Origin of the sequence: Caballeronia sp. LP006 (assembly GCF_031450995.1) — a bacterium.
Classification (GTDB): domain Bacteria; phylum Pseudomonadota; class Gammaproteobacteria; order Burkholderiales; family Burkholderiaceae; genus Caballeronia.
This window is the reverse complement of the sequence record NZ_JARTVW010000005.1, coordinates 2,947,450-2,974,078: the sequence shown is the minus strand read 5'-3', so window position 1 is coordinate 2,974,078 and position 26,629 is coordinate 2,947,450. Positions and strand designations below refer to the sequence as shown.

Here is a 26,629-nt window from a genome sequence, read left to right as displayed (position 1 = left end):
GATGGTGCGACGCTCGAAGGTTTCTTGAATTTTCGTTTCAGGTCAAAGGTAAAGCGATGTTTGGCGAGAAGTTTGTGGATCGGCAAAGTCCGATGGTGCTTGTGCTGGGACTCGGTGAATCGGGTCTCGCGATGGCGCGCTGGTGCGCCAGGCACGGCTGCCGCCTGCGCATCGCCGACACGCGCGAACTGCCGCCGAATCTTTCCGAGCTCGCCATCCATCAGATCGATGCGGACTTCGTCGGCGGCCCGTTCTCGACTGAATTGCTCGATGGCGGTATCGAGATCGTCGCCATCAGCCCGGGACTTTCGCCGCTCGCGCCGGACCTCGCGCCGCTGATCGATGCTGCTAAAGCACGCGGCATTCCTGTGTGGGGCGAACTCGAATTGTTTGCGCAGGCGCTGGCCAAGCTCGGTATGGACGGCTATCAGCCGAAGGTGATCGCCATCACGGGCACGAACGGCAAAACCACGACGACCGCGCTCACGGGCCTCCTGTGCGAACGCGCGGGCAAGCGCGTGGCGGTCGCGGGCAACATCAGCCCGGCCATGCTCGACAAGCTCACCGAAGCCATCGATAAAACCGCGCTGCCCGACGTCTGGGTGCTCGAACTGTCGAGCTTCCAGCTCGAAACCGCGCACACTTTCGCGCCAGACGCCGCCGCCGTGCTGAACATCACGCAGGATCATCTCGACTGGCACGGCGGTCTCGACGCCTACGCCGCCGCGAAAGGCCGCATTTTCGGCGCGCGCACGACGCGCGTGCTGAACCGCGACGACGCCCGCACCATGGCGCTCGCGAAGAACGTCGCGGCGAATCGCGTGGTGAGCTTCGGTCTGGACGAGCCGGTCAACGTGGGCGACTACGGGCTTTTGCGCGAGAACGGCATGGTCTGGCTCGCGCAAGGCGTGGATCAGGACGCCGCCGACGAACCGGTCAGCTCGCGTCGTCGCAAGCAGGAAGCCGCCGCGCCGAACGTGGTGAGCAAGCGCCTCATGCCTGCCGACGCGCTGCGCATTCGCGGTCTGCATAACGCCGCCAACGCGCTGGCGGCGCTGGCGCTCGCACGTGCGGTCGATCTGCCGCTTGCCGCCTTGCTGCACGGCTTGCGCGAATATCACGGCGAGCCGCATCGCGTCGAAGTGATCGCGCAGATAGAAGGCGTCGATTATGTGGATGACAGCAAGGGCACCAACGTCGGCGCAACGGTCGCGGCGCTCGACGGTCTCGCGCAACGCATCGTGCTGATCGCGGGCGGTGACGGCAAGGGCCAGGATTTCTCGCCGCTCGAAGCACCGGTCGCACGCTGGGCGCGCGCCGTCATGCTGATCGGCCGCGACGCGCCGCGCATTCGCGAAACGCTCGAAGCCACCGGCGTCGCGCTCGAAAATCACGCCTCGCTCGAAGCCGCGACGCAGTCCGCCGCGCGCCTCGCGCAACCGGGCGATGCCGTCCTGCTCTCGCCCGCCTGCGCGAGCCTCGACATGTTCAAAAACTATGCACATCGCGCCGACGTATTTCGCGGCGCGGTCGAAGAAATTGCCGCCGCGCGGGGAGTCATGCTATGAGCTGGTCGGAACGCTTTGGATCGAAATTGACTGGCCAGCGCAATGCGGTTCCGCAGGATTCGCTTGCGGGTCGCGCGGGCGCTTCGGTGCGCGTCGGACGTCCCGAAACCGCGGGCGGCATTTCGAGCGCGGTCAACGGCGTGCGTCCGGCGCGCTCGCGCATGCTCGACTACGACTACTCGCTTTTGTGGGTGATGATCTCGCTGCTCGGCCTTGGCATCGTGATGGTGTATTCGGCTTCGATCGCCATGCCCGATTCGCCGAAGTACGCGCAGTATCGCGACTACCACTTCCTCGTGCGCCATCTGATCTCGATAGCAACGGCGCTCGTCGGCGCGGTCATCGCGTTCAAGATTCCCATCAAGACCTGGGACAAATACGCGCCGAAGCTCTTTCTCGTGGCGCTCGTGCTGCTCGTCATCGTGCTGGTGCCGCATGTGGGCAAGGGCGTGAACGGCGCGCGCCGCTGGATTCCGCTTGGCATCACGAACATGCAGCCGTCGGAAATCATGAAGCTCGCGGTGACCATCTACGCCGCGAACTACACCGTGCGCAAGCAAGAGTTCATGCATAGCTTCGGCAAGGGCTTTTTGCCGATGGCGGTCGCGGTCGGCGCGGTCGGCGCGCTCTTGCTGCTCGAACCGGACATGGGCGCGTTCATGGTGATCGCGGCTATCGCCATGGGCGTGCTGTTCCTCGGCGGCGTCAACGGCAAGCTGTTCGGCGGCCTGGTGGCGACGGCGGTCGGCACCTTCACCTTGCTCGTGTGGGCATCGCCTTGGCGTCGTGAGCGAATCTTCGCTTACCTCGATCCGTGGGACGACCGTTACGCGCAAGGCAAGGCTTATCAGCTCACGCACTCGCTCATCGCATTCGGACGCGGCGAATGGTTCGGCGTGGGCCTCGGCGGCAGCGTCGAGAAGCTCAACTATCTGCCGGAAGCGCATACCGACTTCATCCTCGCGGTGATCGGTGAAGAGCTCGGCTTCGTCGGCGTGATCTGCGTGATCCTGTTGTTTTACTGGATCGTGCGCCGCGCATTCGAGATCGGCCGTCAGGCACTCGCACTCGATCGCACCTTCGCCGGTCTGATGGCCAAGGGCGTGGGCATCTGGTTCGGCGCGCAGACCTTCATCAACATGGGCGTGAATCTCGGTCTTCTGCCGACCAAGGGTCTCACGTTGCCGCTCGTGAGCTACGGCGGCTCGGGCATTCTTTTGAACTGCGTCGCGCTCGCGGTACTGCTGCGCGTCGATTATGAAAACCGGGTGCTGATGCGCGGAGGCAAGGTATGACCGTGCAAGGCTCATCCACTGCGAACGCGCGCACGCTGATGGTCATGGCGGGCGGCACCGGGGGCCACGTGTTCCCCGGTCTCGCGGTCGCGCACTGGATGCAGGCGCAGGGCTGGCGCGTGGTGTGGCTCGGCAATGCGAGCGGCATGGAAGCGACGCTCGTCCCGAAGCACGGTATTCCGATGGAGTCCGTGCGCTTCGGCGGCGTGCGCGGCAAGGGCATCAAGACCAAGTTCATGTTGCCCGTGAATCTCTTGCGCGCGTGTTCGCAGAGTCTGCGCGTGCTGCGTCAGGTGAAGCCGGATGTCGTGCTCGGCATGGGCGGCTACATCACGTTCCCGGCGGGCGTGATGACGAGACTCGCCGGCTGCCCGCTCGTGCTGCACGAACAGAATTCCATCGCGGGACTCGCGAACAAGGTGCTCGCGCATCTTGCGAAGCGCGTGCTCGTCGCTTTTCCGAACGCGCTGCCCAATGCCGAATGGACGGGTAATCCCATTCGTGCGGAACTAACGCGCACATTGCCACCTAAAGAACGCTATGCCGCGCGTTCGGGCCGGTTGAACGTGCTCGTGGTCGGCGGCAGTCTCGGCGCGGCTGCGCTCAACGAAACGGTGCCGAAGGCGCTTGCCCTGTTGAGCGACGAAGAACGTCCGCGCATCGTGCATCAAGCAGGCGCGAAGCATATCGAAGCGCTCGAAGCGAATTACGCCGCGGCAGGTTTTTCGCGTGGCGGCGACTTGCAACTCATGCCGTTCATCGAAGACATGGCAAGCGCTTATGCGGCAGCCGATCTCGTGATCTGCCGTTCAGGCGCGATGACCGTCTCCGAGGTCGCGGCGGTCGGCGTAGCGGCGCTATTCGTGCCGTTCCCGTTCGCCGTCGACGATCACCAGACGACCAACGGCGCGTTCCTCGCCAGGAACGGCGCGGCGGAATTGATACAACAACGCGATTTGTCGGCGGAAAGGCTCGCCGGCTGGTTGCGTATGCAGTCGCGCGAAACGCTTACGGCAATGGCCGAGCGTTCGCGCGCGCTGGCGAAACCGGACGCGACGGAACGGGTCGCGAAGGTTTGCGCCGACGTGGCCGGTGCGCGTACCCACGCGCAAGCTCGAGAGGCACATTAAGTCATGAAACATATCGTCAAACACATTCACTTCGTCGGCATTGGCGGAGTCGGGATGAGCGGCATCGCCGAGGTGCTGCTCAATCTCGGTTATCAGGTCAGCGGTTCGGACCTGTCGAACAACGCAATCACCGAGCGCCTCAAGATGCTCGGCGCGCGCGTGGCTATCGGGCATCACGAACAGAACATCGAAGGCGCGAACGCGGTCGTCGTATCCACGGCCGTGCGGCAAGACAATCCGGAAGTGCTGGCCGCGCGTCATCGTCGCGTGCCTATCGTGCCGCGCGCGGTCATGCTCGCGGAACTCATGCGCCTGAAGCAGGGCATCGCCATTGCCGGCACGCACGGCAAGACCACGACCACGTCGCTCGTCGCAAGTGTGCTGGCGGCAGGCGGACTCGATCCGACTTTCGTCATTGGCGGCCGGCTGATCAGCGCGGGCGCGAATGCGCGGCTCGGCACGGGCGACTTCATCGTCGCGGAAGCGGACGAGTCGGACGCGTCGTTCCTCAACCTCTTTCCCGTGATCGAAGTCATCACGAACATCGACGCCGATCACATGGACACCTACGGCCACGACTTCGCGCGGCTGAAGCAGGCGTTCATCGAATTCACGCATCGCCTGCCGTTCTATGGCATTGCCGTATTGTGCGTGGACGACCCGAACGTGCGCGAAATCCTGCCGTTCGTGTCGAAGCCGATCATCCGCTACGGTCTCGGCGCCGAAGCGCAAGTGCGCGCGGTGAACGTCGAAGCGCGCGGCGGCCGCATGAAGTTCACGACGCTGCGCGAAGACGCGCCGCCGCTCGATATCGAACTGAATCTGCCGGGCACGCACAACGTGCAGAACGCGCTCGCCGCCATCGCCATTGCGACCGAACTCGAAGTCGCGGATGCCGATATCCAGCGTGCGCTCGCCGAGTTCAACGGCGTGGGCCGGCGCTTCCAGCGTTATGGCGAAGTGAAGGCGAACGACAACGAAGGCGCGTACACGCTGATCGACGACTACGGTCATCACCCGGTCGAGATGGCCGCGACCATCGCGGCGGCGCGCGGCGCGTTCCCGGATCGCCGGCTCGTGCTCGCGTTCCAGCCGCATCGCTACACGCGCACGCGCGACTGCTTCGAGGATTTCGTGAAGGTGTTGTCCACCGTCGATGCCCTCGTGCTCACCGATGTCTACGCCGCGGGCGAAGCCCCCATCGTCGCCGCCGACGGCCGTGCGCTCGCGCGCGCCATCCGCGTGGCGGGCAAGGTCGAACCGGTGTTCGTCGAAACCGTGGACGAAGTACCCGATGCCGTGACGACGCTTGCGCGCAACGGCGACGTGGTGATCACCATGGGCGCGGGTTCCATCGGCGGTGTATGCGGGCGGCTCGCGCTGAGCCAGAACTGAACATGAAAGACGCAACCAAAAGCAACGTGAATCAACTCGATCCCAAGGTCTTCGGCAAGGTCGCCGTGCTGCTTGGCGGTAACTCGGCCGAGCGCGAAGTCTCGCTCAACTCGGGACGGCTCGTGCTCGAAGGTTTGCGCGAAGCGGGCATCGACGCGCATCCGTTCGATCCGGCGGAGCGTCCGCTCTCGGACTTGAAGGCGGAAGGTTTCGAGCGCGTGTTTATCGCGCTGCATGGCGGCTATGGAGAGAACGGCCAGTTGCAGGGCGCGCTGGACTTTTACGGCATCCGTTATACGGGCAGCGGCGTGCTCGGTTCGGCGCTCGGCATGGACAAGCTGCGCACCAAGCTCGTGTGGCAGCAGACCGGCATTCCCACGCCGCCGTTCGAGACCGTGTATCGCGGTGAAGACTACGACGCGCGCACGCACGAGATCATTGCGAAGCTCGGCTTGCCGCTTTTCGTGAAGCCGGCGACGGAAGGCTCGAGCGTCGCTGTCATCAAGGTGAAGAGCGCGGAAACGCTCGCGCCCGCGCTCGAAGAAGCCGCGAAGTACGACAAGATCGTGATCGTGGAGAAGAGCATCGAAGGCGGCGGCGAGTTCACGTGCTGTATCGCCGGCAATCTGGATTTGCCGGTCATCAAGATCGTGCCGGCGGGCGAGTTTTACGACTATCACGCGAAGTACGTCGCCGACGACACCCAGTACCTGATTCCCTGCGGCCTGACCGAAGCGGAGGAAGCGCGCATGAAGCAACTGACGCAGCGCGCCTTCGACATGCTCGGCTGCACGGACTGGGGCCGCGCCGACTTCATGCTGGACCTCGACGGCAATCCGTACTTTCTCGAAGTCAACACGGCGCCGGGCATGACGGATCACTCGTTGCCGCCGAAAGCGGCGCGCGCGGTGGGCATCAGCTACAAGGATCTGGTGGTGAAGGTGTTGTCGTTGACGCTCGAAGACTAAGCATTCGCACAGGACCCAAGCAAACGAACCATGTGGAACAACGTTCGCCAAATGAACCTCGCCGCCAGCGCGCTGCACTTGATGCTCGTGCTCATGCTGCTGGCCGCCGCGGGCATCTGGGCGATACAGCGTCCCGAGTTTCGTCTGCGCGGTATCCAGATCGACGGCGACACGGCGCACATCAACACGCCGACGGTGCGCGCGAGCGTGGTGGGGCATCTGAAGGGCAATTTCTTCACGGTCGATCTCGATACGGCCCGCGCCGCGTTCGAGCAGATGCCGTGGGTGCGTCATGCAAGCGTGCGGCGCGTCTGGCCGAATGCGCTCGCAGTGACACTCGAGGAATACAAGCCGCTCGGCACCTGGGGCAACGACCAGTTGGTGAGCGTGGACGGTGAACTCTTCACGGCGAACCAGGGCGAACTCGACGACGACCTGCCCGCGTTCGACGGTCCCGAGGGCACGGCGAAGGAAGTGGTCGCCCGGTATCACGATTTTCAGAAGTGGTTCGCGCCGCTCGACGCGCAGCCGGAGGAAGTGACGCTGTCGCCGCGATTCGCGTGGACGGTCAAGCTCTCGAACGGCACGCAGCTCGAACTGGGCCGCGAGCGCAATGAAGACACATTGCTCGAACGCAGTCGGCGCTTCGTCGCGTCGTGGCCGTCGGTGACGGGGCGTTGGGGCAACGACATCGAATACGCGGATTTGCGTTACCCGAATGGCTTCGCGATACGAGCAGCTGGAATGCGTTTCATCAATGACACCGACAAGGCCAAGAAGTAAGCAGACAAAACGGGCATGAGCACGCTATGAGCAAAGACTACAAAGACCTGCTGGTTTCCCTCGACATTGGAACGTCGAAGGTGGTCGCGATCGTCGCCGAACTGAAAGGCGAGGGCCACTACGAGGTGATCGGACTCGGTCAGAGCGACTCGAAGGGGTTGAAGAAGGGCGTCGTGGTCAACATCGAGGCCACGGTGCAATCCATTCAGCGCGCGCTCGAGGAAGCCGAGCTGATGGCGGATTGCAAGATCACGAATGTCTTCACGGGCATTGCGGGAAGCCATATCCGCAGCTTCAATTCGAGTGGCATGGTGGCGATCAAGGACAAGGAAGTCACGCAGACGGACGTCGCCCGCGTGATCGAAACGGCCAAGGCCATCAACATCCCGACCGATCAGCAGGTGCTGCATATCCTGACGCAGGAATTCATCATCGACGGTCAGGAAGATGTGCGCGAGCCTATCGGCATGAGCGGTATCCGGCTCGAAGTAAAGGTGCATATCGTGACGGGCGCGGTGAGCGCGGCGCAGAACATCGTGAAGTGCGTGCGCCGCTGCGGGCTCGAAGTGAACGACCTCATTCTTCAGCCGCTCGCCTCGTCGCTGGCGGTGTTGACGGAAGACGAGAAGGAACTGGGCGTGGTGCTCGTCGATATCGGCGGCGGCACGACGGACATCGCCATCTTCAGCGAAGGCGCGATCCGTCACACGGCCGTGATTCCCATCGCCGGCGATCAAATCACGAGCGACGTCGCGATGGCGCTGCGCACGCCGACGCCGGACGCGGAAGACATCAAGGTGAGCTACGGCATCGCGAAGCAGGCGCTCGCCGATCCCGACGAGATGATCGAAGTGCCGGGTCTCGGCGAACGCGGTCCGCGCACGCTGTCGCGTCAGGCGCTCGCAGCAGTGGTCGAGCCGCGTGTCGAGGAACTGTTCTCGCTGGTGCAGCAGGTCGTGCGCGAATCCGGCTACGAAGAATTGCTGTCGAGCGGCGTCGTCCTGACCGGCGGCGCGGCGATGATGCCCGGCATGGTCGAACTCGGCGAAGACATTTTCCTGAAGCCAGTGCGTATCGGCGTGCCGGAATACGCGGGCGGCCTTGCAGATGTCGTGCGCAATCCGCGCTATTCGACGGCCATGGGCCTGCTCGCCGAAGGACGCTCGCAACGCATGCGCGGCCGCAAGGTCGCGGTACAGAACGGATCGATGGGCCAGGTCTTCACGCGCATGAAAGACTGGTTTCTCGGAAACTTCTGAATCGAATAAGAAACATAAGTAGCACGAAAGAAAAAGCAGCAGACGCTGAATATAATTCGTGCCAGTACCGGCGGCTGGCGCGCGGTGAGGGGTTGCCCGATCTCTCGCCGAATAACGCCGATCTTCATTCTTGACGGAGGCAACATGGATTTCGAAATGCTGGAAACGGAAACCAACGGAACGATCATCAAGGTGGTCGGTGTCGGAGGTGCGGGTGGCAACGCCGTGCAGCACATGATCAACAGAGGTGTACAAGGCGTCGACTTCATCGTGATGAATACCGACGCGCAGGCACTGGCTCGCTCACGCGCGCCGGCGGTTCTGCAATTGGGCATGACCGGTCTCGGTGCGGGCGCCAAGCCGGACAAGGGTAAGGAAGCGGCGGAAGACGCGCGCGAGCGTATCGCCGATGCATTGCGTGGCGCGCACATGGTGTTCATCACCGCGGGCATGGGTGGCGGCACGGGGACGGGCGCGGCGCCGGTGGTCGCGCAGATCGCGAAGGAAATGGGCATTCTGACCGTCGGCGTCGTGAGCAAGCCGTTCGAGTTCGAAGGCGGCCGCCGCATGCGCGTGGCGGAAGCCGGCTCGCAGCAGTTGGAAGATCACGTCGACTCGCTCATCGTCGTGTTGAACGACAAGCTGTTCGACGTGATGGGCGACGACGCCGAAATGGACAAGTGCTTCCAGTGCGCGGATGACGTGCTGAACAACGCTGTCGCCGGCATCGCGGAAATCATCAACGTCGATGGTCTCGTGAACGTCGACTTCGAAGACGTGAAGACCGTGATGGGCGAGCAGGGCAAAGCGATGATGGGCACGGCGACAGTCGCCGGCGTCGATCGCGCGCGTCTCGCGGCGGAACAGGCCGTGGCGAGCCCGTTGCTCGAAGGCGTGGACTTGTCGGGTGCGCGCGGCGTGCTCGTGAATATCACGTCGAGCCGTTCGCTGCGTTTGTCGGAAACGCGTGAAGTGATGAATACCATCAAGAGCTACGCGGCCGACGACGCAACCGTGATCTTCGGCGCGGTGTACGACGACGCAATGGGCGACGCCCTGCGCGTGACGGTGGTGGCAACGGGCCTGGGCCGCGCGGCGAAGAAGCAGCAGCAAGCGCCAATGACCCTCCTGCGCACGGGCACCGACAATCAGCCGGTCGCGCATGCGCACGCAACGCACAACACGTATTCGCCGCAGCATGGTCAGCCGACGGATTACGGTCAGCTGGACACGCCGGCAGTGTGGCGTTCGACGCGGGAAACGGCGGCATCGCATGTGCAGGCATTGCAGGAAAAGGGCGTCGACACTTACGACATCCCGGCGTTCCTGCGCAAGCAAGCGGACTAAGACGGGCCTCATCGCCGAATCATGGCGACGAGCGAAGCCGTAGCACCCGTTATCACGCGCGCTGAGTCGAGAAGCGCGACAATGCAGGCTTCACGTGGGGCGACTGTCCAAGGCCGCGTTCGAGGACGTATCGAATCGGACGCCAGGCCGTGGCCAGGCGCTCTCCACGAATTTGCCACTGTGCAGATGAAGCCGGTGTCGTCGAACTTCGCGATAAAGCGTCAAGCGCGGGACGATGCACTTCGCCGGAATGTGCGGGCACTGACGAGGGAAGGACCGAGCATGATCAAAGTGGGTGAAACGTTGCCGGATGTGCGTCTCTTCGAGTTCATCGAGGAGCCGAGCGAAGGCTGCGCCGTGGGACCGAACGGGTTCTCGGCGCGCGAGCGGACCGCTGGCAAGCGCGTGGTGATCTTCGGATTGCCGGGCGCGTTCACGCCGACGTGTTCCGCCAGACACGTGCCCGGCTACGTCGAGGCGGCGGAGGAGTTTTCCGCTGAGGGTATCGACGAAGTCTGGTGCGTTTCCGTCAACGACGCGTTCGTCATGAACGCGTGGGGACGCGATCTTCAAACCGCGGGCAAGGTGAAGATGATCGCGGACGGCAGTGCGCGTTTTGCCCAGGCACTCGGACTGGATCAGGATTTGACCGAGCGCGGCATGGGAATTCGTTCCCAGCGCTACGCGATGGTGATCGACAATGGCGTGGTCAAGACGCTCAATGTCGAAGCGCCCGGCAAGTTCGAAGTCAGCGACGCTCAAAGCATCCTGGCGACGTTGCGCTGAGTGAAGCGGCGTCGCGTTGTCTCTGTACAACGCCGCAGACGCACTCTCAAACAGCCGCAACTTGGGGCCGATGACCGGAAATGCCTCCATTCCGGCCATCGGCCCGTTCTACTTCATTAAATCTGTCATCGGCAGGTAACACCGGGAAACACTTGAAACCTCCTGGAGCGCGACGACGTGCACTGGATGGAGTATACTTCGGCCTATTAGCTTATATAGTGCGATTAATTCTCTTAATTGGGAATTCATATCGGAAGAAGAAAATCATGTTGAAGCAGCGAACAATCAAGACCGTAGTCAAGACCGTGGGGATCGGGCTCCATTCCGGCCGGAAGGTCGAACTGACGCTCAAGCCCGCACCGGCTGGCACGGGCATCGTGTTCTCGCGTATCGACTTGCCGCAGCCGGTCGACATTCCCGCGTCCGCGATGTCCGTCGGCGACACGCGTCTGGCGTCCGTGTTGCAGAAGGACGGCGCGCGCGTTTCCACCGTCGAGCACTTGATGTCGGCATGCGCGGGACTCGGTATCGACAATCTGTATGTCGATGTAACGGCCGAGGAAATCCCGATCATGGACGGCAGCGCGGCTTCGTTCGTGTTTCTGATTCAATCGGCGGGTATCGAAGAGCAGAACGCGCCGAAGAAATTCATCAAGGTGACGAAGCCCGTCGAAGTGCGCGACGGCGATAAATTCGCGCGTCTGGACCCGTATTTCGGCTTCAAACTGAGCTTTACCATCGACTTCCGTCACCCGGCCGTCGACAAGACCGGTCAGGCGTTGGAAGTGGATTTCGCGACTACGTCATATGTGCGTGAAATCGCGCGTGCTCGTACGTTCGGCTTTGCGCACGAAGTTGAAATGATGCGTGAACTCGGTCTCGCACGCGGCGGCAGCATGGACAACGCGATCGTGCTCGACGAGTACCGCATCCTGAATAACGACGGCTTGCGCTACGACGACGAATTCGTGAAGCACAAGATGCTGGACGCCATTGGCGACCTGTATGTCGTGGGGCATCCCCTGCTCGCGTCATACAAAGCGTACAAGGGCGGCCACGCCATGAACAACATGCTTTTGCGCGAATTGCTCGCAAACGAAGACGCTTACGAAATGGTCACGTTCGAGGACATTCAGAAGGCGCCGCGCGGTTTCAGTTTCGACACGCAGACGGCATTTGCCTGAGTCACTTCAGGCAGCGAGTTTCAAGCGAATGAGCGGTGCGAAAGCATCGCTCATTTTTTTTCGCCTTTGCCTTGATGACGCGCGGCCATTTTCGCGAGCGCTTCCTGCAGCGGCGAAGGCGCGAGCGTCTCGGCAAGCTCGTGCAGCGCCGATGCGCCCGCCGCCGACATCCGCGCTTGCTTGGGCGGCACCGCGTCCTGCATCGATTGCGGACGCACGCGCACTCTCAGCGAGTTGACCGCCCAGCCGCGTTGCTGCAAATCGGCGAGCAAAGTGGGCTCGATATGGCGCAGCCGCGCCGCGAGCGCGTTATGCGCGGCGAAAAGCGCTAGCACGCCATCCTTGATGAAACCGGGCTCGACATTGGCCGCGAGATAATCCGGCAGAAGCGTGCTCAGATCGCGCTGCAGCGCCGCCACTTGCTCGACGCCTGCCCGCAATGCGCGAAAGGCATCGGTGCGATCGAGGACATCGGCCAGCGCCTGTGGCTTGCGCGGATCGAACCGCTGCGGTCCAGACCTTGAATTTGTAGAAAAACGGCTCATTTTTGGCTTGAGAACGCCCGACGCAATGGTTCGATTGTAACGCGCGCCCGCGCGCTTCCCCGACGCGCAAGCCTTATTCGGCAACCGCGCCGGAACAAACTTTCAAACGGTTGACTGTCGCGTTCCCCCGACGCGCGCGAGCCCACGCGGACGTAAGGTCTGCCAAACTCGCGTGCTAAAATTCCCGATTCGATTTCACCCAATGGACTTAAGTCGCCGGGGTTCTCCGAACTCGGACGCAGCAAGCAACATGCGCCCATCCGAAGCCGCGACGCAGACACTGATCCGATGACCACCGGTTTCCTTCAGAAGATTTTTGGCAGCCGCAATCAGCGGCTGGTCAAGCAGTACCAAAAGACCGTTGTGGCGATCAACGCCCTCGAGCCGACCGTCGAGAAATACACGGACGATCAGCTACGCGCGAAGACGGACGAGTTCCGCCAGCGCGTCGCGAGCGGCGAATCGCTCGACGTGCTTCTGCCCGAGGCGTTCGCGGTCTGTCGCGAAGCGAGTCGGCGCGTCCTGAAAATGCGCCACTTCGACGTCCAGTTGATCGGCGGCATGGTGCTGCATTACGGCAAGATCGCGGAAATGCGCACGGGCGAAGGCAAGACGCTCGTCGCCACACTCGCCGCGTATCTGAACGCGCTGTCGGGCCGCGGCGTGCATGTCGTGACGGTGAACGACTACCTCGCGCAACGCGACGCCGAATGGATGGCGCGTCTCTACAACTTCCTGGGTCTTTCGTGCGGCGTGAATCTGTCGCAAATGGAACACGGCCAGAAGCAGGAAGCCTACGCGGCGGACATCACTTACGGCACGAACAACGAATTCGGCTTCGACTATCTGCGCGACAACATGGTCTACGAGACCAACGCGCGCGTGCAGCGGCCGCTCAACTTCGCCATCGTCGATGAAGTGGATTCGATCCTCATCGACGAAGCGCGTACGCCGCTTATCATTTCCGGTCAGGCCGAAGATCACACCGACCTCTACGTGCGCATGAATGCGCTCCCGCCGCTGCTCGAACAGCAGATCGGCGAGGAGAAGGCGGACGGCACGGGCGTCGAAAAGCCGGGCGACTACACGCTCGACGAGAAAGCGCGTCAGGTGTTCCTCACCGAATCGGGCCATGAAAAGGCGGAGCGTCTGCTCGCCGAATGGGGTTTGATCGGCGAGGGCGAAAGTCTCTACGCGCCGCAGAACATCACCTTGATGCACCACGTGTATGCCGCTTTGCGCGCGCACACGCTGTTCTTCCGCGATCAGCACTACGTCGTGCAGGGCAGCGAGGTCGTTATCGTCGACGAATTCACGGGCCGCATGATGACGGGCCGCCGCTGGTCGGACGGTCTGCATCAGGCAGTGGAAGCCAAGGAGCACGTGCAGATTCAGAGCGAAAACCAGACGCTCGCTTCCATCACGCTGCAAAACTATTTCCGCATGTATTCCAAGCTGTCCGGCATGACCGGCACGGCTGACACGGAAGCCTACGAGTTCCAGGAAATCTACGGTCTGGAAACGGTCGTGATCCCGACCAATCGGGCGCCGAAGCGTGTCGACAAGCAGGATCAGATCTACAAGACATCGAAGGAACGTTACGACGCCGTCATCCGCGACATTCGCGAGTGCGTCGAACGCGGTCAGCCAACGCTCGTCGGCACGACGTCCATCGAAGCGTCGGAATTGCTCTCCGGCCTGCTCACTCAGGCAGGCATTCGCCACGAAGTGCTGAACGCGAAGCAGCACGCGCGCGAAGCGGCCATCGTCGCGGAAGCGGGGCGTCCGAGCGCCGTGACCATTGCGACCAACATGGCCGGTCGCGGCACGGACATCGTGCTTGGCGGCAATGTAGAGAAGCAGGCTTCGTTCATCGAGGCGGATCTTTCGATTGCCGAAGGCGAAAAGGCCCGGCTGATTCAGAAGCTGCACGACGAATGGCAGATGCTGCACGACACCGTGAAGGAAGCGGGCGGCCTGCATATCATCGGGACCGAGCGGCATGAATCGCGCCGTATCGACAACCAGTTGCGCGGCCGCGCGGGCCGTCAGGGCGATCCGGGTTCGTCGCGCTTCTATCTTTCGCTGGATGATCCGCTTCTGCGCATTTTCGCGGGCGACCGCGTGCGCGCGATCATGGACCGCCTGAAGATGCCGGAAGGCGAGCCGATCGAAGCGGGCATGGTCACGCGGTCGATCGAAGGGGCGCAGCGCAAGGTGGAAGCGCGCAACTTCGACATCCGGAAACAACTGCTCGAATACGACGACGTCTCCAACGATCAGCGCAAGGTGATCTATCAGCAGCGCAACGAGTTGCTGGAAGCGACGGACGTGCAGGAAACCATCGCGGCCATGCGTCAGAGCGTGATCGGCGACCTCGTGCGCAACTTCGTGCCGGCGGGCAGTATCGAGGAACAGTGGGACGCGCCCGAGCTCGAAGAAGTGCTGCGCAATGACTGGTCGCTCGATCTCGCCGTGCAGGAGATGATTAACGAGTCGAACTCCATCGACGCCGAGGAAATCAACGAAGCCGTGCTCGCCGCCGCCGACGAAGCGTACGAGGCGAAGGTCGCCATGGTCGGCCGCGATTCATTCAGCGCGTTCGAACGCTCGATCATGCTGCAGACGCTCGACAGCCGCTGGCGCGAACATCTGGCCGCGCTCGATCATCTGCGTCAGGGCATCCATCTGCGCGGCTATGCGCAGAAGAACCCGAAGCAGGAATACAAGCGCGAGGCGTTCGAACTCTTCGCGGCCATGCTCGACGAGGTCAAGCAGGAAGTCACGCGCGTCGTGATGAACGTGCAGATCCAGTCGCCGGAGCAGCTCGAAGAAGCCGCAGAACAGTACGAAGAGCGTGGCAGCCATCTGGAGAACGTGTCGTTCACGCACGCGGACTTCAACGCGCCGGCGGCAGCGCCCGCGCCGGCCGCGGTGGCGGCAACCGCGGCCGCGCAGATGGTCAATCAGGCTATGTCCGCAGGCGACGACGTCAGCGTCGTCACACGTTCAGCCGACGATCTGCCGAAGGTCGGCCGCAACGACCCGTGCCCGTGCGGCAGCGGGAAGAAGTACAAAAACTGTCACGGCAAGCTGGCTTAATAGGCTGCTCAGACGAAACGGACCAAGCGACGCAGCAATGCGTCGTTTGTCCATCTGGCGCTTTCGCGCGCGTTTCACGGCGTCGCTCCGCTCCCGGCGCGCGTCAGTCCTTCATCCTGTGCCGGCCTGGTCTTCTCACCGGCACGCGTCACCTACAGCTGAGTCGCGAACATGGCCGTCAATTTCCCCTCGATCGATCCCGCAGCGCTTCATCCCGTCGCCGGCGTCACGCTAGGCTGGGCCGAGGCGAACATTCGCAAGCCCAATCGCAAGGACGTGCTGGTCATTCGCGTCGATGAAGGCGCGACCGTGGCGGGCGTGTTCACGCAAAATCGTTTTTGCGCCGCACCGGTAATCGTCTGCCGCGAGCATCTCGAAGCCGTTCGCGCGGGCGGCAAGGGCATTCGCGCGCTCGTCATCAACACGGGCAACGCGAATGCGGGCACCGGCGAGCCGGGCCTCGTGATCGCTCGCGAGACTTGCGCGGAGCTTGCGCGCCTCGCGAACCTCGACGCGCAGCAGATCCTGCCGTTCTCCACGGGCGTGATTCTCGAGCCGCTACCGCTCGATCGTCTGAAAGCGGGCTTGCCTGCCGCGCTGGCCAATCAGCAGGCCGCGCACTGGTTCGAAGCCGCGCAGTCCATCATGACCACGGACACGCTGCCGAAAGCCACGTCGCGTCAGGTTCGGATCGACGGCCACACGGTGACCTTTTCGGGCATCAGCAAGGGCGCGGGCATGATCAAGCCGAACATGGCCACCATGCTCGGGTTCCTCGCCTTCGATGCCAACGTCGCGCAACCCGTGCTCGACGAACTGGTGAAGCACGTTGCGGATCGCTCGTTCAACTGCATCACCATCGACGGCGATACCTCGACCAACGATTCATTCATTCTGATCGCGTCGGGCAAATCGAGCCTGCCGGCAATCACATCGACGGATTCACCCGCTTACGCCGCTTTGCGCGATGCAGTCACTGCCGTCGCGCAAGAACTGGCGCAGCTCATCGTGCGCGATGGCGAAGGCGCGACCAAGTTCATGACGATCACCGTCGAAGGCGGCAAGGACGTCGCGGAGTGCCGCCAGATTGCTTATGCAATCGGCCATTCGCCGCTCGTGAAGACGGCGTTCTATGCGTCGGACCCTAATCTCGGGCGTATTCTCGCGGCAATCGGCTATGCGGGCGTGGCGGACCTCGACGTCGGCAAGGTTGATCTTTACCTCGACGACGTGCTCGTCGCGAAAGCGGGCGGGCGCAACCCCGAGTATCGCGAAGAAGACGGCCAGCGCGTGATGAAAAAGAGCGAGATCGCGATTCGCGTGCTGCTCGGCCGTGGCGACGCACAAGCCACCGTTTGGACCTGTGACCTTTCGCACGATTACGTGAGCATCAACGCCGACTATCGCTCCTGATCCGGCGCGCCCAAGAAAAAGACACCATGGACAAGCTCGAACAATTCCTCACGCGCGCCGAAGCGGTGCTGGCGCGCATCGAAGGCATGTTGCCGCCCGCGGCGCCGGAAATCGACTGGGAATCCGCAGTGGCGTTTCGCTGGCGCAAGCGCCAGGGGCGCGGCTATTTGCAGCCGGTGACGGCTGTTTCGCAGATTGCGCTGGATGATCTCCAGAACATCGACCGTCAGAAAGGCCTGATCGAACAGAATACGCGCCAGTTCGTGCAGAAGCTGCCCGCCAACAATGTGTTGCTGACGGGCGCGCGCGGCACGGGTAAATCGTCGCTCATCAAGGCTTGCCTGAACGCATATTCGAAAGACGGCCTGCGTCTGATTGAAGTCGACAAAGACGATTTGCACGACCTTGGCGACATCGTCGATCTCATTTCGACGCGACCGGAACGCTTCATCGTGTTCTGCGACGATCTTTCCTTCGAGGAAGGCGAGTCTGGCTACAAGGCGCTCAAAGTCGCGCTCGACGGCTCGGTTGCCGCGCAGTCTGACAACGTGCTCATTTACGCGACGTCGAATCGCCGGCACTTGATGCCCGAGTACATGAGCGAAAACGAGACGTACAAGCACACGTCCGATGGCGAGATTCATCCGGGCGAAGTCGTCGAAGAAAAGATTTCGCTGTCGGAGCGTTTCGGGCTGTGGGTGAGCTTCTATCCATTCAAGCAGGACGATTATCTGGCGATCGTCGGCCATTGGCTGAAGCATTTCGGCGTCGATGAAGCCGAGATTGCCGGCGCTCGTGGCGATGCGCTCGTCTGGGCGCTCGAGCGCGGTTCGCGTTCGGGCCGTGTTGCATGGCAGTTCGCGCGCGACTGGTCGGGACGCAAGCAATGACGGACATGACCGACGCCAGGCACAAGAACGAGGCGACCATCGACCTTGCGCCCGATGGCCGCAAGGTGACGAAAGTGGCCGTCGGCGTCATGGTTCAGCCGGACGGGCGCTATCTGCTTGCGCAGCGTCCGCCGGGCAAGCCATACGAAGGTTACTGGGAATTTCCGGGCGGCAAGCTGGAAAGAGGAGAGAGCGTCGAGGCTGCGCTTGGCCGTGAGTTGCGTGAAGAGCTGGGTATCGACGTGGTCGCCTGTGAACTTTGGCGCACGCTCGAACACGATTATCCGCATGCCTACGTGCGGCTCTTTTTCTGCAAAGTGACGGATTGGAAGGGCGAGCCGCTCGGGCGCGAAGGGCAGGCTATCTCTTGGCAGACTCTCCCGGTGGACGTGGCGCCGCTGCTGCCTGCAGCGATTCCCATTCTGGAATGGCTCGCCGAAGAAGCCTAGTTCAGGCTGCCGCGCGTGTCGTCGTCAGGCGGCGTTTCCTGGGCGTTGCCTCCAATCTTGTACTTTTCGGTGGCCCAGGCGCCCAGATCGATCTGCTTGCAACGCTCAGAGCAGAACGGACGAAAACGGTTTTCCGGTACCCAGCGAACTTCCTTGGCGCAGGTCGGGCATTTGACGACAGTGGTCATGACGATGAGACGTAACGAATGGAGCGGGCTTCGATCTATCCTCGATACGAAACGGAAATGCTCGGGTTCAAAGGCTGCAAAGCGTCAGATGAAAGGGCACGTCGACATCGACGGCGCGCGGCTTGAGATCGCCGTCCTGCACGGTGAAACGCACCCACAGCATGTACTTGTTTGCGCTTGCTTCGGGAATCACGCGAACTTCTTGCGACACCCGCACCTGCATTAGTTGATACGTTCTGCCGGACAACATCTGCTGATAGCTGCCCTGCATGGCCATGACTTTAGACGCCTGGCCGGATTCGCGCGCAAGCCGCAATACGATGGCGGCGGCGTCGCGCAAAGCGAGCATGGGCATGACCCATTTGGCGATGTCCTGCCGGCGCTCTTCCACCGGCAACTGCTGCCACGCGTAATACGAGGGCAAATCGAATTTGCACGTACCGCCGGGAATGATCGTACGACTACGAATACTCGCGAGCCACTCGTTGTCCGCAAGATGCTGGCCGGTCTTGCCGTGCATGTCCGCAAGGCCCGCGAGCGTCTGTTCGATCTCGCCCAGCACCGCTTCCAGCGCTTCTTGTTCGATCCCGGGATTGCCGCGAAAGGGCGCGAGCGTCTGGCGCTGGCGCTCCAGTTCCTTCATGAGATCGGCTTTGAGGTCCGTACGGCCCGCGACTTCGGCGATCTCGAAGAGCGTGATCAACGCGACATGATGCTCCCGCGGATCTTCCTGAGTCAGAAAGAACGTGAAGCGCTCGAACAGGTCTTCGAGACGCAACAGCGTCCGGATTCGCTCGTTGAAGGGATACTCGTAAAGGATCAAGCGCTCGCCTCGGCGTAGGTCGGTTGCTTCCCCGGCAGGGAAGTCAGGACATTCTAATGCTGCATCCCTACCCTAGCAAATCGCGCCACATTTAGGTCGATTTCGAAGCATTTCGATAATTTCGCCCATGCCGGCCGCAACGAACGCTCATTCGGACGCCAGCGCGAGATAGCAGGCGTGCAAGGTATCGACATGACGGGCGAGCGTGTCCAGCGTGGATGTTTCATCGTTTATGACGATATCGTCCGCTGCTTCGAGGCGTGCTTCGCGCGTTGCCTGCTTCGCAATGATTGCGAGCGTTTGTTCGCGCGCAAAGCCATTACGTCGCATGACGCGCGCGATCTGCGTTTCCACCGGGCAATCGACCACCAGCACGCGTGACACTCGCGTCTTCCAGTTGCCCGATTCCACCAGAAGCGGTACGACGACGATGTGATACGCGCCCGTTGCAGCCTGCCGCTGACGCTCGGTCTCCGCGCGAATCAGCGGATGCACGATGCCTTCGAGCCGGGCCTTCGCGGTATCGTCGGAGAAGACGAGCGTGCGCATTTTCGCGCGGTCGAGCGAGCCGTCGGTTGCAACGAACTCTCGGCCGAATTCATTCGCGATAAGCGGCATTGCGACGCCGCCCGGCGCTGTCACCCGATGCGCGATGAGATCGGTATCGACTAGCGGCACACCGCGCGCCGCGAAAAGGTCAGCGACCGTGCTTTTGCCGCTGCCGATGCCGCCCGTCAGACCGATGCTGAACATCCGTGGCTCCTTGTCGTCATCCGAACAAAGCATAAAGCGGTGTTCCGATAAAAAGCGTGATCGCGCCGCCCGCCGCGAGGAACGGCCCGAACGGCAGCGGTTCTTCAAAGCGCATGCGCCCGCGCCACGTCGCCACGATGCCGAAGGCCGCGCCCGCGACCGCCGAGATCAGCACGACCTGCGCAAGCGCTTCCCAGCCGAGCCACGCGCCGATAGCCGCGAGTAGCTTGAAGTCACCATAGCCCATGCCTTCGACGCCGCGCGCGAGTTTGAAGAGCCAATAGACGCACCACAGGAAAAGGTAGCCCGCGATGGCGCCGGTCACGGCATCGTGCAGCGTCGCAAACCCGCCCGCGCCGAAATTGACGATGAGCCCGGCCCAAAGCAGAGGCAGCGTCAGCACATCGGGCAAATAGCGCGTGTCGTAATCGATGAGACTGGCCGCCAAGAGCGTCGCGCACAGCCCGAACGCGGCGAACGCGGGCCAGTCCGGTCCGAACGCGTAGAGCGAAAGCGCGGCGAACGTGCCCGTCGTCAGTTCGATCAGCGGGTAACGCGGGCTCACGCGCGCGCCGCATGACGCGCATCTTCCACGCAAAGCGAGATAGCTGACGACGGGAATGTTTTCCCACGCGCGCAGGACGTGACCGCAATGAGGGCACGCACTGCGCGGCACGGCGAGGTTGAAGCGTTCAGGGTAGGAATCGCCTTCGGGCTGCGGAGCATTTGGAAGCGCTGCATCGACTTCGGCGCGCCAGGCGCGTTCGAGCATGACCGGCAAGCGGTGCACGACGACGGTGAGAAAGCTGCCGATCACGAGGCCGAACACGATGGCGAAGCCGTACTGAACGGCGTACGGAAGCGCGGCAAAAGCCGCGAAATAGCGGCTGGCGTAATGAACGGCGGATGGATCGAACAAAGGCTGCATGTTAGTGAAACGATGGCTTTGGCCCGCGATGCTACACCACGTTGCCGAGCTGAATGATGGGAAGATACATCGCGATGACGAGACCGCCCACGAGCGCGCCCAGCACGGCGATCACCACGGGTTCGCACAGACTCGCAAACGTGCCGATGCGATCGTCCACCTGCCGGTCGGCAAGGCTCGCGAGATCGAGCAGCATGGCGTCGAGCGAGCCGGATTCCTCGGCGACGGCGATCGGCTGCACGACGTCATCGGGGAAGCACCGCAGCGCGCGCATGGCGGCCGCGAGACGCTCGCCGCGCCGCAGACGCACGGCGATCTCCACGGTGGCGTCGTCGAACACGCGATTTCCGGTGGCCTGAGTGAGCGAATCGAATGCGTCGGAGAGTGGCGTGCCGGCCGCGAGCAGCGTGCCGAGCGCGCGGCTCCAGCGCGCCACCGCAAGCGAGCGCAGCAACGTACCCGCGAGCGGCAAACGCAGCGCGGCGAGATCCGCGCGCCGTCGCGCCTGCGGTGACCGCTTCAGCCGATGTACGCCGATCAGCGCCACGCACGCGCAAACCACCACGAACGGCACGCCATGACGCGCGACGCCGTCCGATAGCGCGAGCACGAAGCGGGTCGGCGCGGGCAGGGCGGCGCCGAAGCCGTCGAAGATCGTCTTGAAGGTCGGCACGACGCCGATCAGCAGCCCCGCCGTGATCGCGAGCGACAGCAGTAGCACCATCGCCGGATAGGTCAGCGCGGCACGCAGCTTCGCGCGTTGCGACGCGCTGCGCTCGCGGTCATCGGCGATACGTCCGAGTACGGCAGGCAGCGCGCCCGCCACTTCGCCGACCGCGACGAGCTGACAATACAGCGCATCGAACGAAGCGGGATGACGCGCTAGCGCCGCCGAAAACGGCACGCCGCGTGTGATGTCGCGGGCGAGCGTGCGCATGAGACGCGCCAATCCGCCGCGCAAACCGGCGTTGGATAGCATGTCGAGCGCATTTGCGAGCGGCAGTCCCGCGCGCAGCAAACCGGCGAGCTGACGCGTAAAGACCGTGATCTCGATCCCTTTCGTGCGCGGCGCCGGGGCCCGGCCGAGTGCCTCCAGCCCGATGACGATCACGCCGTTGGACCGAAGCGACGCGCGCGCCGACGCGGCATCGGCGGCGATGGTCTTGCCGCTGCGGCGCCGGCCGTCGGCATCGACGCCGCGCCACGCGAAGCGCGTGTCCGTGGATTCGTCGCGCATCATGCGATTTCCGTGGCCTCGGTGGCTTCCGCGACGCTCGTCACGCCCTCGCGAACGCGTGCGAAAGCGGCATCGCGCAAGGCGGGCATGCCGTGCAGTTGCGCTGTGCGGGCAATGGCGTGCGTCGCCGCGCGTCCGACGATGAGTTCGCGGATGTCATCGGAAACCGGCATCACCTGATGCACGCCGGCGCGCCCGCGATATCCGATGCCATGACACGCCGGACACCCACGCGGTTCGAACGGCCGGATGCCGTCATCTAGCGTAAGTGGCGCGGGCGCGCGACACGCCTCGCACAGCTTGCGCACGAGCCTTTGCGCGGTGACGAGCCGCAGCGCGGATGCGAGGTTATACGGCGCGACGCCGATATCGATCAGCCGTGCGATAGCCGCGGGCGCGTCGTTGGTGTGCAGCGTCGAGAGCACGAGATGGCCGGTCTGCGCGGCTTTCACGGCGACGTCGGCGGTTTCGGCATCGCGGATTTCCCCGACCATCACGATGTCCGGGTCTTGCCGCATGAACGCGCGCAAGGCGACGGCGAAGTTGAGCCCCGCCTTGTCGCGCACGTTCACCTGATTGATGCCCGCGAGCTGAATCTCCACCGGGTCCTCGACCGAGCAGATGTTGCGCGCCTCGGCGTTGAGCATCTGCAGGAAACAATAGAGCGAGAGCGTTTTGCCGCTGCCGGTCGGACCCGTCACGAGCACGAGACCATGCGGCGCGCGAATGGCGGACTCGACCGTGCGGCTTTGCTGCGCATCGAGCCCGAGGGCATCGAGCGAAAGAGCGGGCGGCAGCGCGTCGAGCCTGCGCAATACCAACTTTTCGCCGAACACGGTCGGCAGCGAACTCACGCGATAGTCGCCAATCTGGCCGCCCGCCAGCGCGAGACGCAGCCGCCCGTCCTGCGGTACGCGCCGCTCGGCGATATCCATCCGCGCCAGCACCTTGATTCGCGTGATAACGGCATCGCGCAGATGCGTCGGCGGATGCCGCAACACATGGAGCACGCCATCGACACGCAAACGAACGCGCCAGCCATGCTCGCCCGGCTCGATGTGGACATCGGACGCGCCGCGCGACGCCGCTTCGCGCAGCGTATCGGCGACTAGCGTGACCGCGGGCGCGTCTTGATCGGAAGGGGAATCGGGTGCCGGATCGGCGGTAGAAGCAAGGCGAAAGGGAGAATTCATGCGCGTGAGCCGGTCGATGTCGGAAGGCTCCGATCATCTCGCGGCGCATGGCGCGTGCGTAGTCGTCCGAATGGCTAACGCTGCGGGCGTTTGACCGGCGCGACGGGGCGGAAAATCTTGACCGTGCGGATGGCTTGATCGTCGCTGCGCATGACTTCGAAATACACGCCCGCGATACGCACCGACACGTCGCCGTCCGGAATGTCCTCCAGCGTTTCGAGGATCAGACCGTTGAGCGTCTTGGGGCCATCGGTCGGCAGGGTCAGCTTGAGCCAGCGGTTGAGTTCGCGCAGCGGCATGCTGCCCGCCACGATGCACTCGCCTTTGTCGTCCCAGCCGCCGCGCGAACCTGCGCCGCGCGGAATCGTCGTCGTGAATTCACCGATCAGTTCTTCGATGATGTCTTCCGGCGTCACGAGCCCCTGCAATTCACCGTATTCGTTGACGACGATCGCGATTCGCTGGCCGCTTTCCTGAAAGTACTGAAGCTGCTGGAACACGGGCGTTCCGGTCGGCACGAAGTAAGGCTCGGCGAGCAGCGCGCGCAGCGTCTCGCGTTCGAGTTCTTGGTTATGCAGCGCGGACAAGGTCTTGCGCACGTGGAGCACGCCTAGCACGCGGTCGATATCGCCCTGAAACACCACCAGCTTATTGTGATAGCAGGTTTCGAGCTGATGCAGAATTTGGTCGAAGGGCGCATCGAAGTCGAGCGCTTCAATGCGTCGGCGCGGGATCATCACGTCATCGACGGAAATGTTCTCCAGATCGAACAGATTCAGCAGGATGCTGCGGTGCTTGGTCGGCATGAAACTGCCCGATTCCAGCACGATGGTGCGCAATTCTTCCGGTGAAATGCGCTGATCGCGGCCGCCTTTCGTGTTGATGTGCAACGCGCTCAGAATGGCGTTGGCGAAAAGATTCACGAACCACACGAGCGGCCGCGCAATGCGCATGAGCGGCGAAAGGATCAGGCTCGCGGGCAGCGCGACTTTTTCGGGATACGTCGCGCCGACGATTTTCGGCGCGATTTCCGCGAACACGATGATGAGAAACGCGACCATGCCCGTCGTGATCGACAGGACCATGTTGTTGTGGCCGAAAGTCTTGAGCGCAATCGACGTGGTGAGAACCGGGATGATCGTATTGATCAGGTTGTTGCCGATGAGAATGACCGAAAGCAGTTGATCGGTCTTGGCGAGTAGTCCTTGCGTGGTGCGCGCGCGCAGCGATCCTTGACTAGCAAGGAATTTCAACCGATGGCGATTGAGCGCCATCATCGACGTTTCGGAAATCGAGAAAAAACCGGAAAGAATGAGCAGCAGAAAGATGGCGCAAATTTGCGCCCATAAAGGAAGGTTGTCCACGCGTTGATCGAGTAGGGGCGGTGATGGGGACGACTATAACAGACGGTTTTATTGACTTGCCTGCTGCGTGCACGCGCTTGGCGGACCCATGGCAGACGCGTAAATCAGCCGCGCAAAACAAAAAACCCGCATGGCGGACCATGCGGGTTTTTCAGCAATTCTGGTCGGGGTGAAGGATTCGAACCTCCGGCCTCTACGTCCCGAATGCGCTTTCGCTGCCTGTATCCGTACCCCAGCCTAGGGAAGAGTCATTATATATCAATGGGTTAGTATAACGCGATGGTCGGTTGATGTTTTCGGTTCGGTGGCAATCCGCGCAAGAATTGGCACCTATTCGCCACCTGTTTTTCTTCGCACGGCATTGAATCAAAGGTGCCACCGATTTGCCTCCGGGAAAGCGGGCACGCTGTAGATGCGCTGTTTACTGGAGATGCGGATGCGAGCAGGCTGGAGTGACACCCGGGACCGGACCGACAAATTCTTGAAAATTTTGGTCTGGCGGTGCATCCACGGAAGGCACTTTACGATGGTTAATCTGTCAAGTACAGTGTAAAGTGTCAACCCGCCTGTCAAGTCAACATCGAGGAAGTCATGGGTAAGAGGCTGAGCAACGCACCGGTCTACTACACCGTCGCCCAAATCCAGTTCAATCCCGTCCTGAATCTGGACGCATACATTTCGGCTATCCAAGCCAAAATGCGGGAAAAGCATTTTCCGGACTTCAAGCAGGAGGTGGTCCAGCGGCTTGTGCTTCCTTTTGGAGCTATTGAGCCTGGCCAGGTCGCGGCGCCGACTTTCACACCTCAGTCGAGGTATCAGTTTGGCGATATTTCGGGCAGCACAAGGTTCGTGCTGGAGACGAACGCACTGTCGTTTCAGACCACTGAGTACGAAACGTTCGATGCCTTTTCTCGTGCGTTGTTGGCGGGTCTTGGCACTGTGCATGACGCCCTGCAACTGGATTTTATCGAGCGAATCGGCCTACGGTATCTGGATGCCGTGTTGCCGTCAGGAGAAAAGGAGTCGCTGCGAGACTTTCTCGTACCAGAGGTCCTCGGACTCTCATTGCGCGACCACGCACAACACCAACATTCGGTCAGTGAAACGCTCGTGACCAGTCCTGCAGGGCAGCTTGTCTCGCGCGTGATTATTCGTCATGGGCAAGTTGGTCTGCCAGTTGAACTGACCTCGCTGGCACCAAATATAGACCCTCGATTTACGCAGCACGTAGGCTTGCACGCCGTAATCGATACGGATGCCTCCGTCACTCAGCGAGAGGTGTTCGATTTGGAAAAAATCGAGGCCCGGTTGACAGCCCTTCACAACGAAATTGACAAGTGCTTCAAGGCTATCGTAACAGACCACGCTTTGGCCACTTGGGCCTGAAGGAGGCGCTATGAGCAGCGAGATGTCCTACGGTGGATGGGTTACCGAACGCCCGGCCGTGACTGGCGGTACTTCAAGCCTGGTGCGGCTGGTCGGGTGGGTCGCCGCTGCTGGGGCGGCATTGACCGTGATAGGTACGGGCGGCCACTTGTCACTGGAGCGCCTTCAATCGGGAGTTCAGCAAGCGCTCTATAGCACCGCTGATGTAGCGGTAGTTGACGATGTCCGAACGCCAGCTGAAGACCTTGCACGGATACGCGACGTGCTGCATCCGGCAGTGTCGGACCTGGCTGCGACACTCGGAGTGTCCCGTCAGTCCGTCTACAACTGGCTCAATGGGGAGCAAGTTGCAGAGGAGAATGCAGCTAGGTTGCAGGACCTTGCTCGAGCTGCTGATGTGCTGGCCCACGAAGGAGTCGCCGTAAATGCGGCATTGCTAAAGCGGAAATTTGCCAATGGCCGAACGCTCATGCAAGTCGCCCAGTCAGGAGAGTCTGCGCGCGACGCAGCGTTGGTGCTGGCGCAGATTCACCAGCGCGAGAGCGCTCAGCGTGAGCGTATGAACGCTCGAATTGCAAACCGCGCAAAGACGTCAGCTACTGCCGACTTTGACCTTCCTTCATCCAACGACCAGGCGTAAAGG

The 26,629-nt window shown here is 62.3% G+C and carries 24 protein-coding genes; 16 read left to right on the top strand and 8 right to left on the bottom strand.

The genetic code is table 11. From position 1 onward, the window contains the following. The first annotated feature begins 56 nt into the window (after nucleotides 1-56). The 10 genes from murD to lpxC all read left to right on the top strand — a co-directional run bounded on the left by murD (nucleotide 57) and on the right by lpxC (nucleotide 11,715). Complete coding sequence (gene murD, locus P9250_RS30445) at nucleotides 57-1,568, top strand: UDP-N-acetylmuramoyl-L-alanine--D-glutamate ligase (RefSeq protein WP_310396766.1); 1,512 nt, start codon at nucleotides 57-59, stop codon at nucleotides 1,566-1,568. Next, the gene (gene ftsW / locus P9250_RS30440) at nucleotides 1,565-2,863 is read left to right on the top strand and encodes a putative lipid II flippase FtsW (RefSeq protein ID WP_244826303.1); all 1,299 of its coding nucleotides are present in this window, start codon (nucleotides 1,565-1,567) and stop codon (nucleotides 2,861-2,863) included. The genes murD and ftsW overlap by 4 nt, the downstream gene beginning before the upstream one ends. Continuing rightward, the gene (gene murG / locus P9250_RS30435; protein WP_244826302.1) at nucleotides 2,860-3,993 is read left to right on the top strand and encodes an undecaprenyldiphospho-muramoylpentapeptide beta-N-acetylglucosaminyltransferase; all 1,134 of its coding nucleotides are present in this window, start codon (nucleotides 2,860-2,862) and stop codon (nucleotides 3,991-3,993) included. The genes ftsW and murG overlap by 4 nt, the downstream gene beginning before the upstream one ends. A gap of 3 nt (nucleotides 3,994-3,996) precedes the next feature. Then, nucleotides 3,997-5,388 carry a UDP-N-acetylmuramate--L-alanine ligase gene (gene murC / locus P9250_RS30430; protein ID WP_244826301.1) on the top strand — a complete coding sequence of 464 codons (1,392 nt, stop codon included), beginning with the start codon at nucleotides 3,997-3,999 and terminating at the stop codon, nucleotides 5,386-5,388. Between the two features lie 26 nt (nucleotides 5,389-5,414). Then, complete coding sequence (locus tag P9250_RS30425; RefSeq protein WP_244828120.1) at nucleotides 5,415-6,356, top strand: D-alanine--D-alanine ligase; 942 nt, start codon at nucleotides 5,415-5,417, stop codon at nucleotides 6,354-6,356. 30 nt (nucleotides 6,357-6,386) lie between these two features. Then, nucleotides 6,387-7,139, top strand: a complete 753-nt coding sequence (locus tag P9250_RS30420) for a cell division protein FtsQ/DivIB (RefSeq protein ID WP_244826300.1) — start codon at nucleotides 6,387-6,389, stop codon at nucleotides 7,137-7,139. 26 nt (nucleotides 7,140-7,165) lie between these two features. Continuing rightward, entirely contained in the window at nucleotides 7,166-8,398 is a 1,233-nt protein-coding gene (gene ftsA / locus P9250_RS30415; protein WP_244826299.1) for a cell division protein FtsA, read from the top strand. A 144-nt stretch (nucleotides 8,399-8,542) separates the two neighbouring features. Next, nucleotides 8,543-9,745 (top strand): cell division protein FtsZ, encoded by a 1,203-nt coding sequence (gene ftsZ / locus P9250_RS30410; protein WP_244826298.1) that lies wholly within the window; start codon nucleotides 8,543-8,545, stop codon nucleotides 9,743-9,745. A gap of 282 nt (nucleotides 9,746-10,027) precedes the next feature. Next, nucleotides 10,028-10,531, top strand: coding sequence for a peroxiredoxin (locus tag P9250_RS30405; protein WP_244826297.1), 504 nt, complete (start codon nucleotides 10,028-10,030; stop codon nucleotides 10,529-10,531). 266 nt (nucleotides 10,532-10,797) lie between these two features. After that, entirely contained in the window at nucleotides 10,798-11,715 is a 918-nt protein-coding gene (gene lpxC, locus P9250_RS30400; RefSeq protein ID WP_244826296.1) for a UDP-3-O-acyl-N-acetylglucosamine deacetylase, read from the top strand. 50 nt (nucleotides 11,716-11,765) lie between these two features. Here the strand turns inward: lpxC and P9250_RS30395 are convergent, their stop codons facing one another. Beyond that, nucleotides 11,766-12,260 carry a DUF721 domain-containing protein gene (locus P9250_RS30395; protein ID WP_309844456.1) on the bottom strand — a complete coding sequence of 165 codons (495 nt, stop codon included), beginning with the start codon at nucleotides 12,258-12,260 and terminating at the stop codon, nucleotides 11,766-11,768. A gap of 288 nt (nucleotides 12,261-12,548) precedes the next feature. On the opposite strand from P9250_RS30395, the gene secA reads away from it, so the two are divergent. The 4 genes from secA to P9250_RS30375 all read left to right on the top strand — a co-directional run bounded on the left by secA (nucleotide 12,549) and on the right by P9250_RS30375 (nucleotide 18,114). Further along, entirely contained in the window at nucleotides 12,549-15,362 is a 2,814-nt protein-coding gene (gene secA / locus P9250_RS30390) for a preprotein translocase subunit SecA (protein ID WP_244826294.1), read from the top strand. A gap of 171 nt (nucleotides 15,363-15,533) precedes the next feature. Beyond that, nucleotides 15,534-16,775, top strand: coding sequence for a bifunctional glutamate N-acetyltransferase/amino-acid acetyltransferase ArgJ (gene argJ / locus P9250_RS30385; RefSeq protein ID WP_310396762.1), 1,242 nt, complete (start codon nucleotides 15,534-15,536; stop codon nucleotides 16,773-16,775). A 26-nt stretch (nucleotides 16,776-16,801) separates the two neighbouring features. Beyond that, on the top strand, nucleotides 16,802-17,665 hold the full coding sequence (locus P9250_RS30380; protein ID WP_244826292.1) for an ATP-binding protein: 864 nt from the start codon (nucleotides 16,802-16,804) through the stop codon (nucleotides 17,663-17,665). Between the two features lie 5 nt (nucleotides 17,666-17,670). Further along, nucleotides 17,671-18,114 carry an NUDIX domain-containing protein gene (locus P9250_RS30375; RefSeq protein ID WP_310396760.1) on the top strand — a complete coding sequence of 148 codons (444 nt, stop codon included), beginning with the start codon at nucleotides 17,671-17,673 and terminating at the stop codon, nucleotides 18,112-18,114. Here P9250_RS30375 and P9250_RS30370 read toward each other — a convergent pair. The 7 genes from P9250_RS30370 to P9250_RS30340 all read right to left on the bottom strand — a co-directional run bounded on the left by P9250_RS30370 (nucleotide 18,111) and on the right by P9250_RS30340 (nucleotide 24,600). Continuing rightward, nucleotides 18,111-18,302 (bottom strand): DNA gyrase inhibitor YacG, encoded by a 192-nt coding sequence (locus P9250_RS30370; protein WP_244826290.1) that lies wholly within the window; start codon nucleotides 18,300-18,302, stop codon nucleotides 18,111-18,113. The genes P9250_RS30375 and P9250_RS30370 overlap by 4 nt on opposite strands. A gap of 67 nt (nucleotides 18,303-18,369) precedes the next feature. Continuing rightward, complete coding sequence (gene zapD, locus P9250_RS30365) at nucleotides 18,370-19,125, bottom strand: cell division protein ZapD (protein WP_244826289.1); 756 nt, start codon at nucleotides 19,123-19,125, stop codon at nucleotides 18,370-18,372. Nucleotides 19,126-19,272: 147 nt separating this feature from the next. Next, complete coding sequence (gene coaE / locus P9250_RS30360; protein ID WP_250526268.1) at nucleotides 19,273-19,878, bottom strand: dephospho-CoA kinase; 606 nt, start codon at nucleotides 19,876-19,878, stop codon at nucleotides 19,273-19,275. 16 nt (nucleotides 19,879-19,894) lie between these two features. After that, on the bottom strand, nucleotides 19,895-20,806 hold the full coding sequence (locus P9250_RS30355) for an A24 family peptidase (protein WP_309962378.1): 912 nt from the start codon (nucleotides 20,804-20,806) through the stop codon (nucleotides 19,895-19,897). Between the two features lie 31 nt (nucleotides 20,807-20,837). Next, entirely contained in the window at nucleotides 20,838-22,046 is a 1,209-nt protein-coding gene (locus P9250_RS30350; RefSeq protein ID WP_310396756.1) for a type II secretion system F family protein, read from the bottom strand. Further along, on the bottom strand, nucleotides 22,043-23,236 hold the full coding sequence (locus P9250_RS30345) for a GspE/PulE family protein (protein ID WP_310396753.1): 1,194 nt from the start codon (nucleotides 23,234-23,236) through the stop codon (nucleotides 22,043-22,045). Before P9250_RS30345 ends, P9250_RS30350 begins: the two co-directional genes overlap by 4 nt. Nucleotides 23,237-23,310: 74 nt before the next feature. Next, on the bottom strand, nucleotides 23,311-24,600 hold the full coding sequence (locus tag P9250_RS30340) for an HlyC/CorC family transporter (protein WP_244826284.1): 1,290 nt from the start codon (nucleotides 24,598-24,600) through the stop codon (nucleotides 23,311-23,313). 591 nt (nucleotides 24,601-25,191) lie between these two features. Here P9250_RS30340 and P9250_RS30335 point away from each other — a divergent pair. Both P9250_RS30335 and P9250_RS30330 read left to right on the top strand, forming a co-directional pair. Further along, on the top strand, nucleotides 25,192-25,986 hold the full coding sequence (locus P9250_RS30335; RefSeq protein WP_310396751.1) for a TIGR04255 family protein: 795 nt from the start codon (nucleotides 25,192-25,194) through the stop codon (nucleotides 25,984-25,986). A 10-nt stretch (nucleotides 25,987-25,996) separates the two neighbouring features. Next, nucleotides 25,997-26,626 carry a hypothetical protein gene (locus P9250_RS30330; RefSeq protein WP_250526263.1) on the top strand — a complete coding sequence of 210 codons (630 nt, stop codon included), beginning with the start codon at nucleotides 25,997-25,999 and terminating at the stop codon, nucleotides 26,624-26,626. Nucleotides 26,627-26,629: the final 3 nt, after the last annotated feature.

Coding starts and splice junctions, on each gene's coding strand:
- murD (WP_310396766.1), top strand. CDS start 57: ATGTTTGGCGAGAAGTTTGTGGATCGGCAAAGTCCGATGGTGCTTGTG.
- ftsW (WP_244826303.1), top strand. CDS start 1,565: ATGAGCTGGTCGGAACGCTTTGGATCGAAATTGACTGGCCAGCGCAAT.
- murG (WP_244826302.1), top strand. CDS start 2,860: ATGACCGTGCAAGGCTCATCCACTGCGAACGCGCGCACGCTGATGGTC.
- murC (WP_244826301.1), top strand. CDS start 3,997: ATGAAACATATCGTCAAACACATTCACTTCGTCGGCATTGGCGGAGTC.
- P9250_RS30420 (WP_244826300.1), top strand. CDS start 6,387: ATGTGGAACAACGTTCGCCAAATGAACCTCGCCGCCAGCGCGCTGCAC.
- ftsA (WP_244826299.1), top strand. CDS start 7,166: ATGAGCAAAGACTACAAAGACCTGCTGGTTTCCCTCGACATTGGAACG.
- ftsZ (WP_244826298.1), top strand. CDS start 8,543: ATGGATTTCGAAATGCTGGAAACGGAAACCAACGGAACGATCATCAAG.
- P9250_RS30405 (WP_244826297.1), top strand. CDS start 10,028: ATGATCAAAGTGGGTGAAACGTTGCCGGATGTGCGTCTCTTCGAGTTC.
- lpxC (WP_244826296.1), top strand. CDS start 10,798: ATGTTGAAGCAGCGAACAATCAAGACCGTAGTCAAGACCGTGGGGATC.
- P9250_RS30395 (WP_309844456.1), bottom strand. CDS start 12,260: ATGAGCCGTTTTTCTACAAATTCAAGGTCTGGACCGCAGCGGTTCGAT.
- secA (WP_244826294.1), top strand. CDS start 12,549: ATGACCACCGGTTTCCTTCAGAAGATTTTTGGCAGCCGCAATCAGCGG.
- argJ (WP_310396762.1), top strand. CDS start 15,534: ATGGCCGTCAATTTCCCCTCGATCGATCCCGCAGCGCTTCATCCCGTC.
- P9250_RS30380 (WP_244826292.1), top strand. CDS start 16,802: ATGGACAAGCTCGAACAATTCCTCACGCGCGCCGAAGCGGTGCTGGCG.
- P9250_RS30375 (WP_310396760.1), top strand. CDS start 17,671: ATGACCGACGCCAGGCACAAGAACGAGGCGACCATCGACCTTGCGCCC.
- P9250_RS30370 (WP_244826290.1), bottom strand. CDS start 18,302: ATGACCACTGTCGTCAAATGCCCGACCTGCGCCAAGGAAGTTCGCTGG.
- coaE (WP_250526268.1), bottom strand. CDS start 19,878: ATGTTCAGCATCGGTCTGACGGGCGGCATCGGCAGCGGCAAAAGCACG.
- P9250_RS30355 (WP_309962378.1), bottom strand. CDS start 20,806: ATGCAGCCTTTGTTCGATCCATCCGCCGTTCATTACGCCAGCCGCTAT.
- P9250_RS30350 (WP_310396756.1), bottom strand. CDS start 22,046: ATGATGCGCGACGAATCCACGGACACGCGCTTCGCGTGGCGCGGCGTC.
- P9250_RS30345 (WP_310396753.1), bottom strand. CDS start 23,236: ATGAATTCTCCCTTTCGCCTTGCTTCTACCGCCGATCCGGCACCCGAT.
- P9250_RS30335 (WP_310396751.1), top strand. CDS start 25,192: ATGGGTAAGAGGCTGAGCAACGCACCGGTCTACTACACCGTCGCCCAA.
- P9250_RS30330 (WP_250526263.1), top strand. CDS start 25,997: ATGAGCAGCGAGATGTCCTACGGTGGATGGGTTACCGAACGCCCGGCC.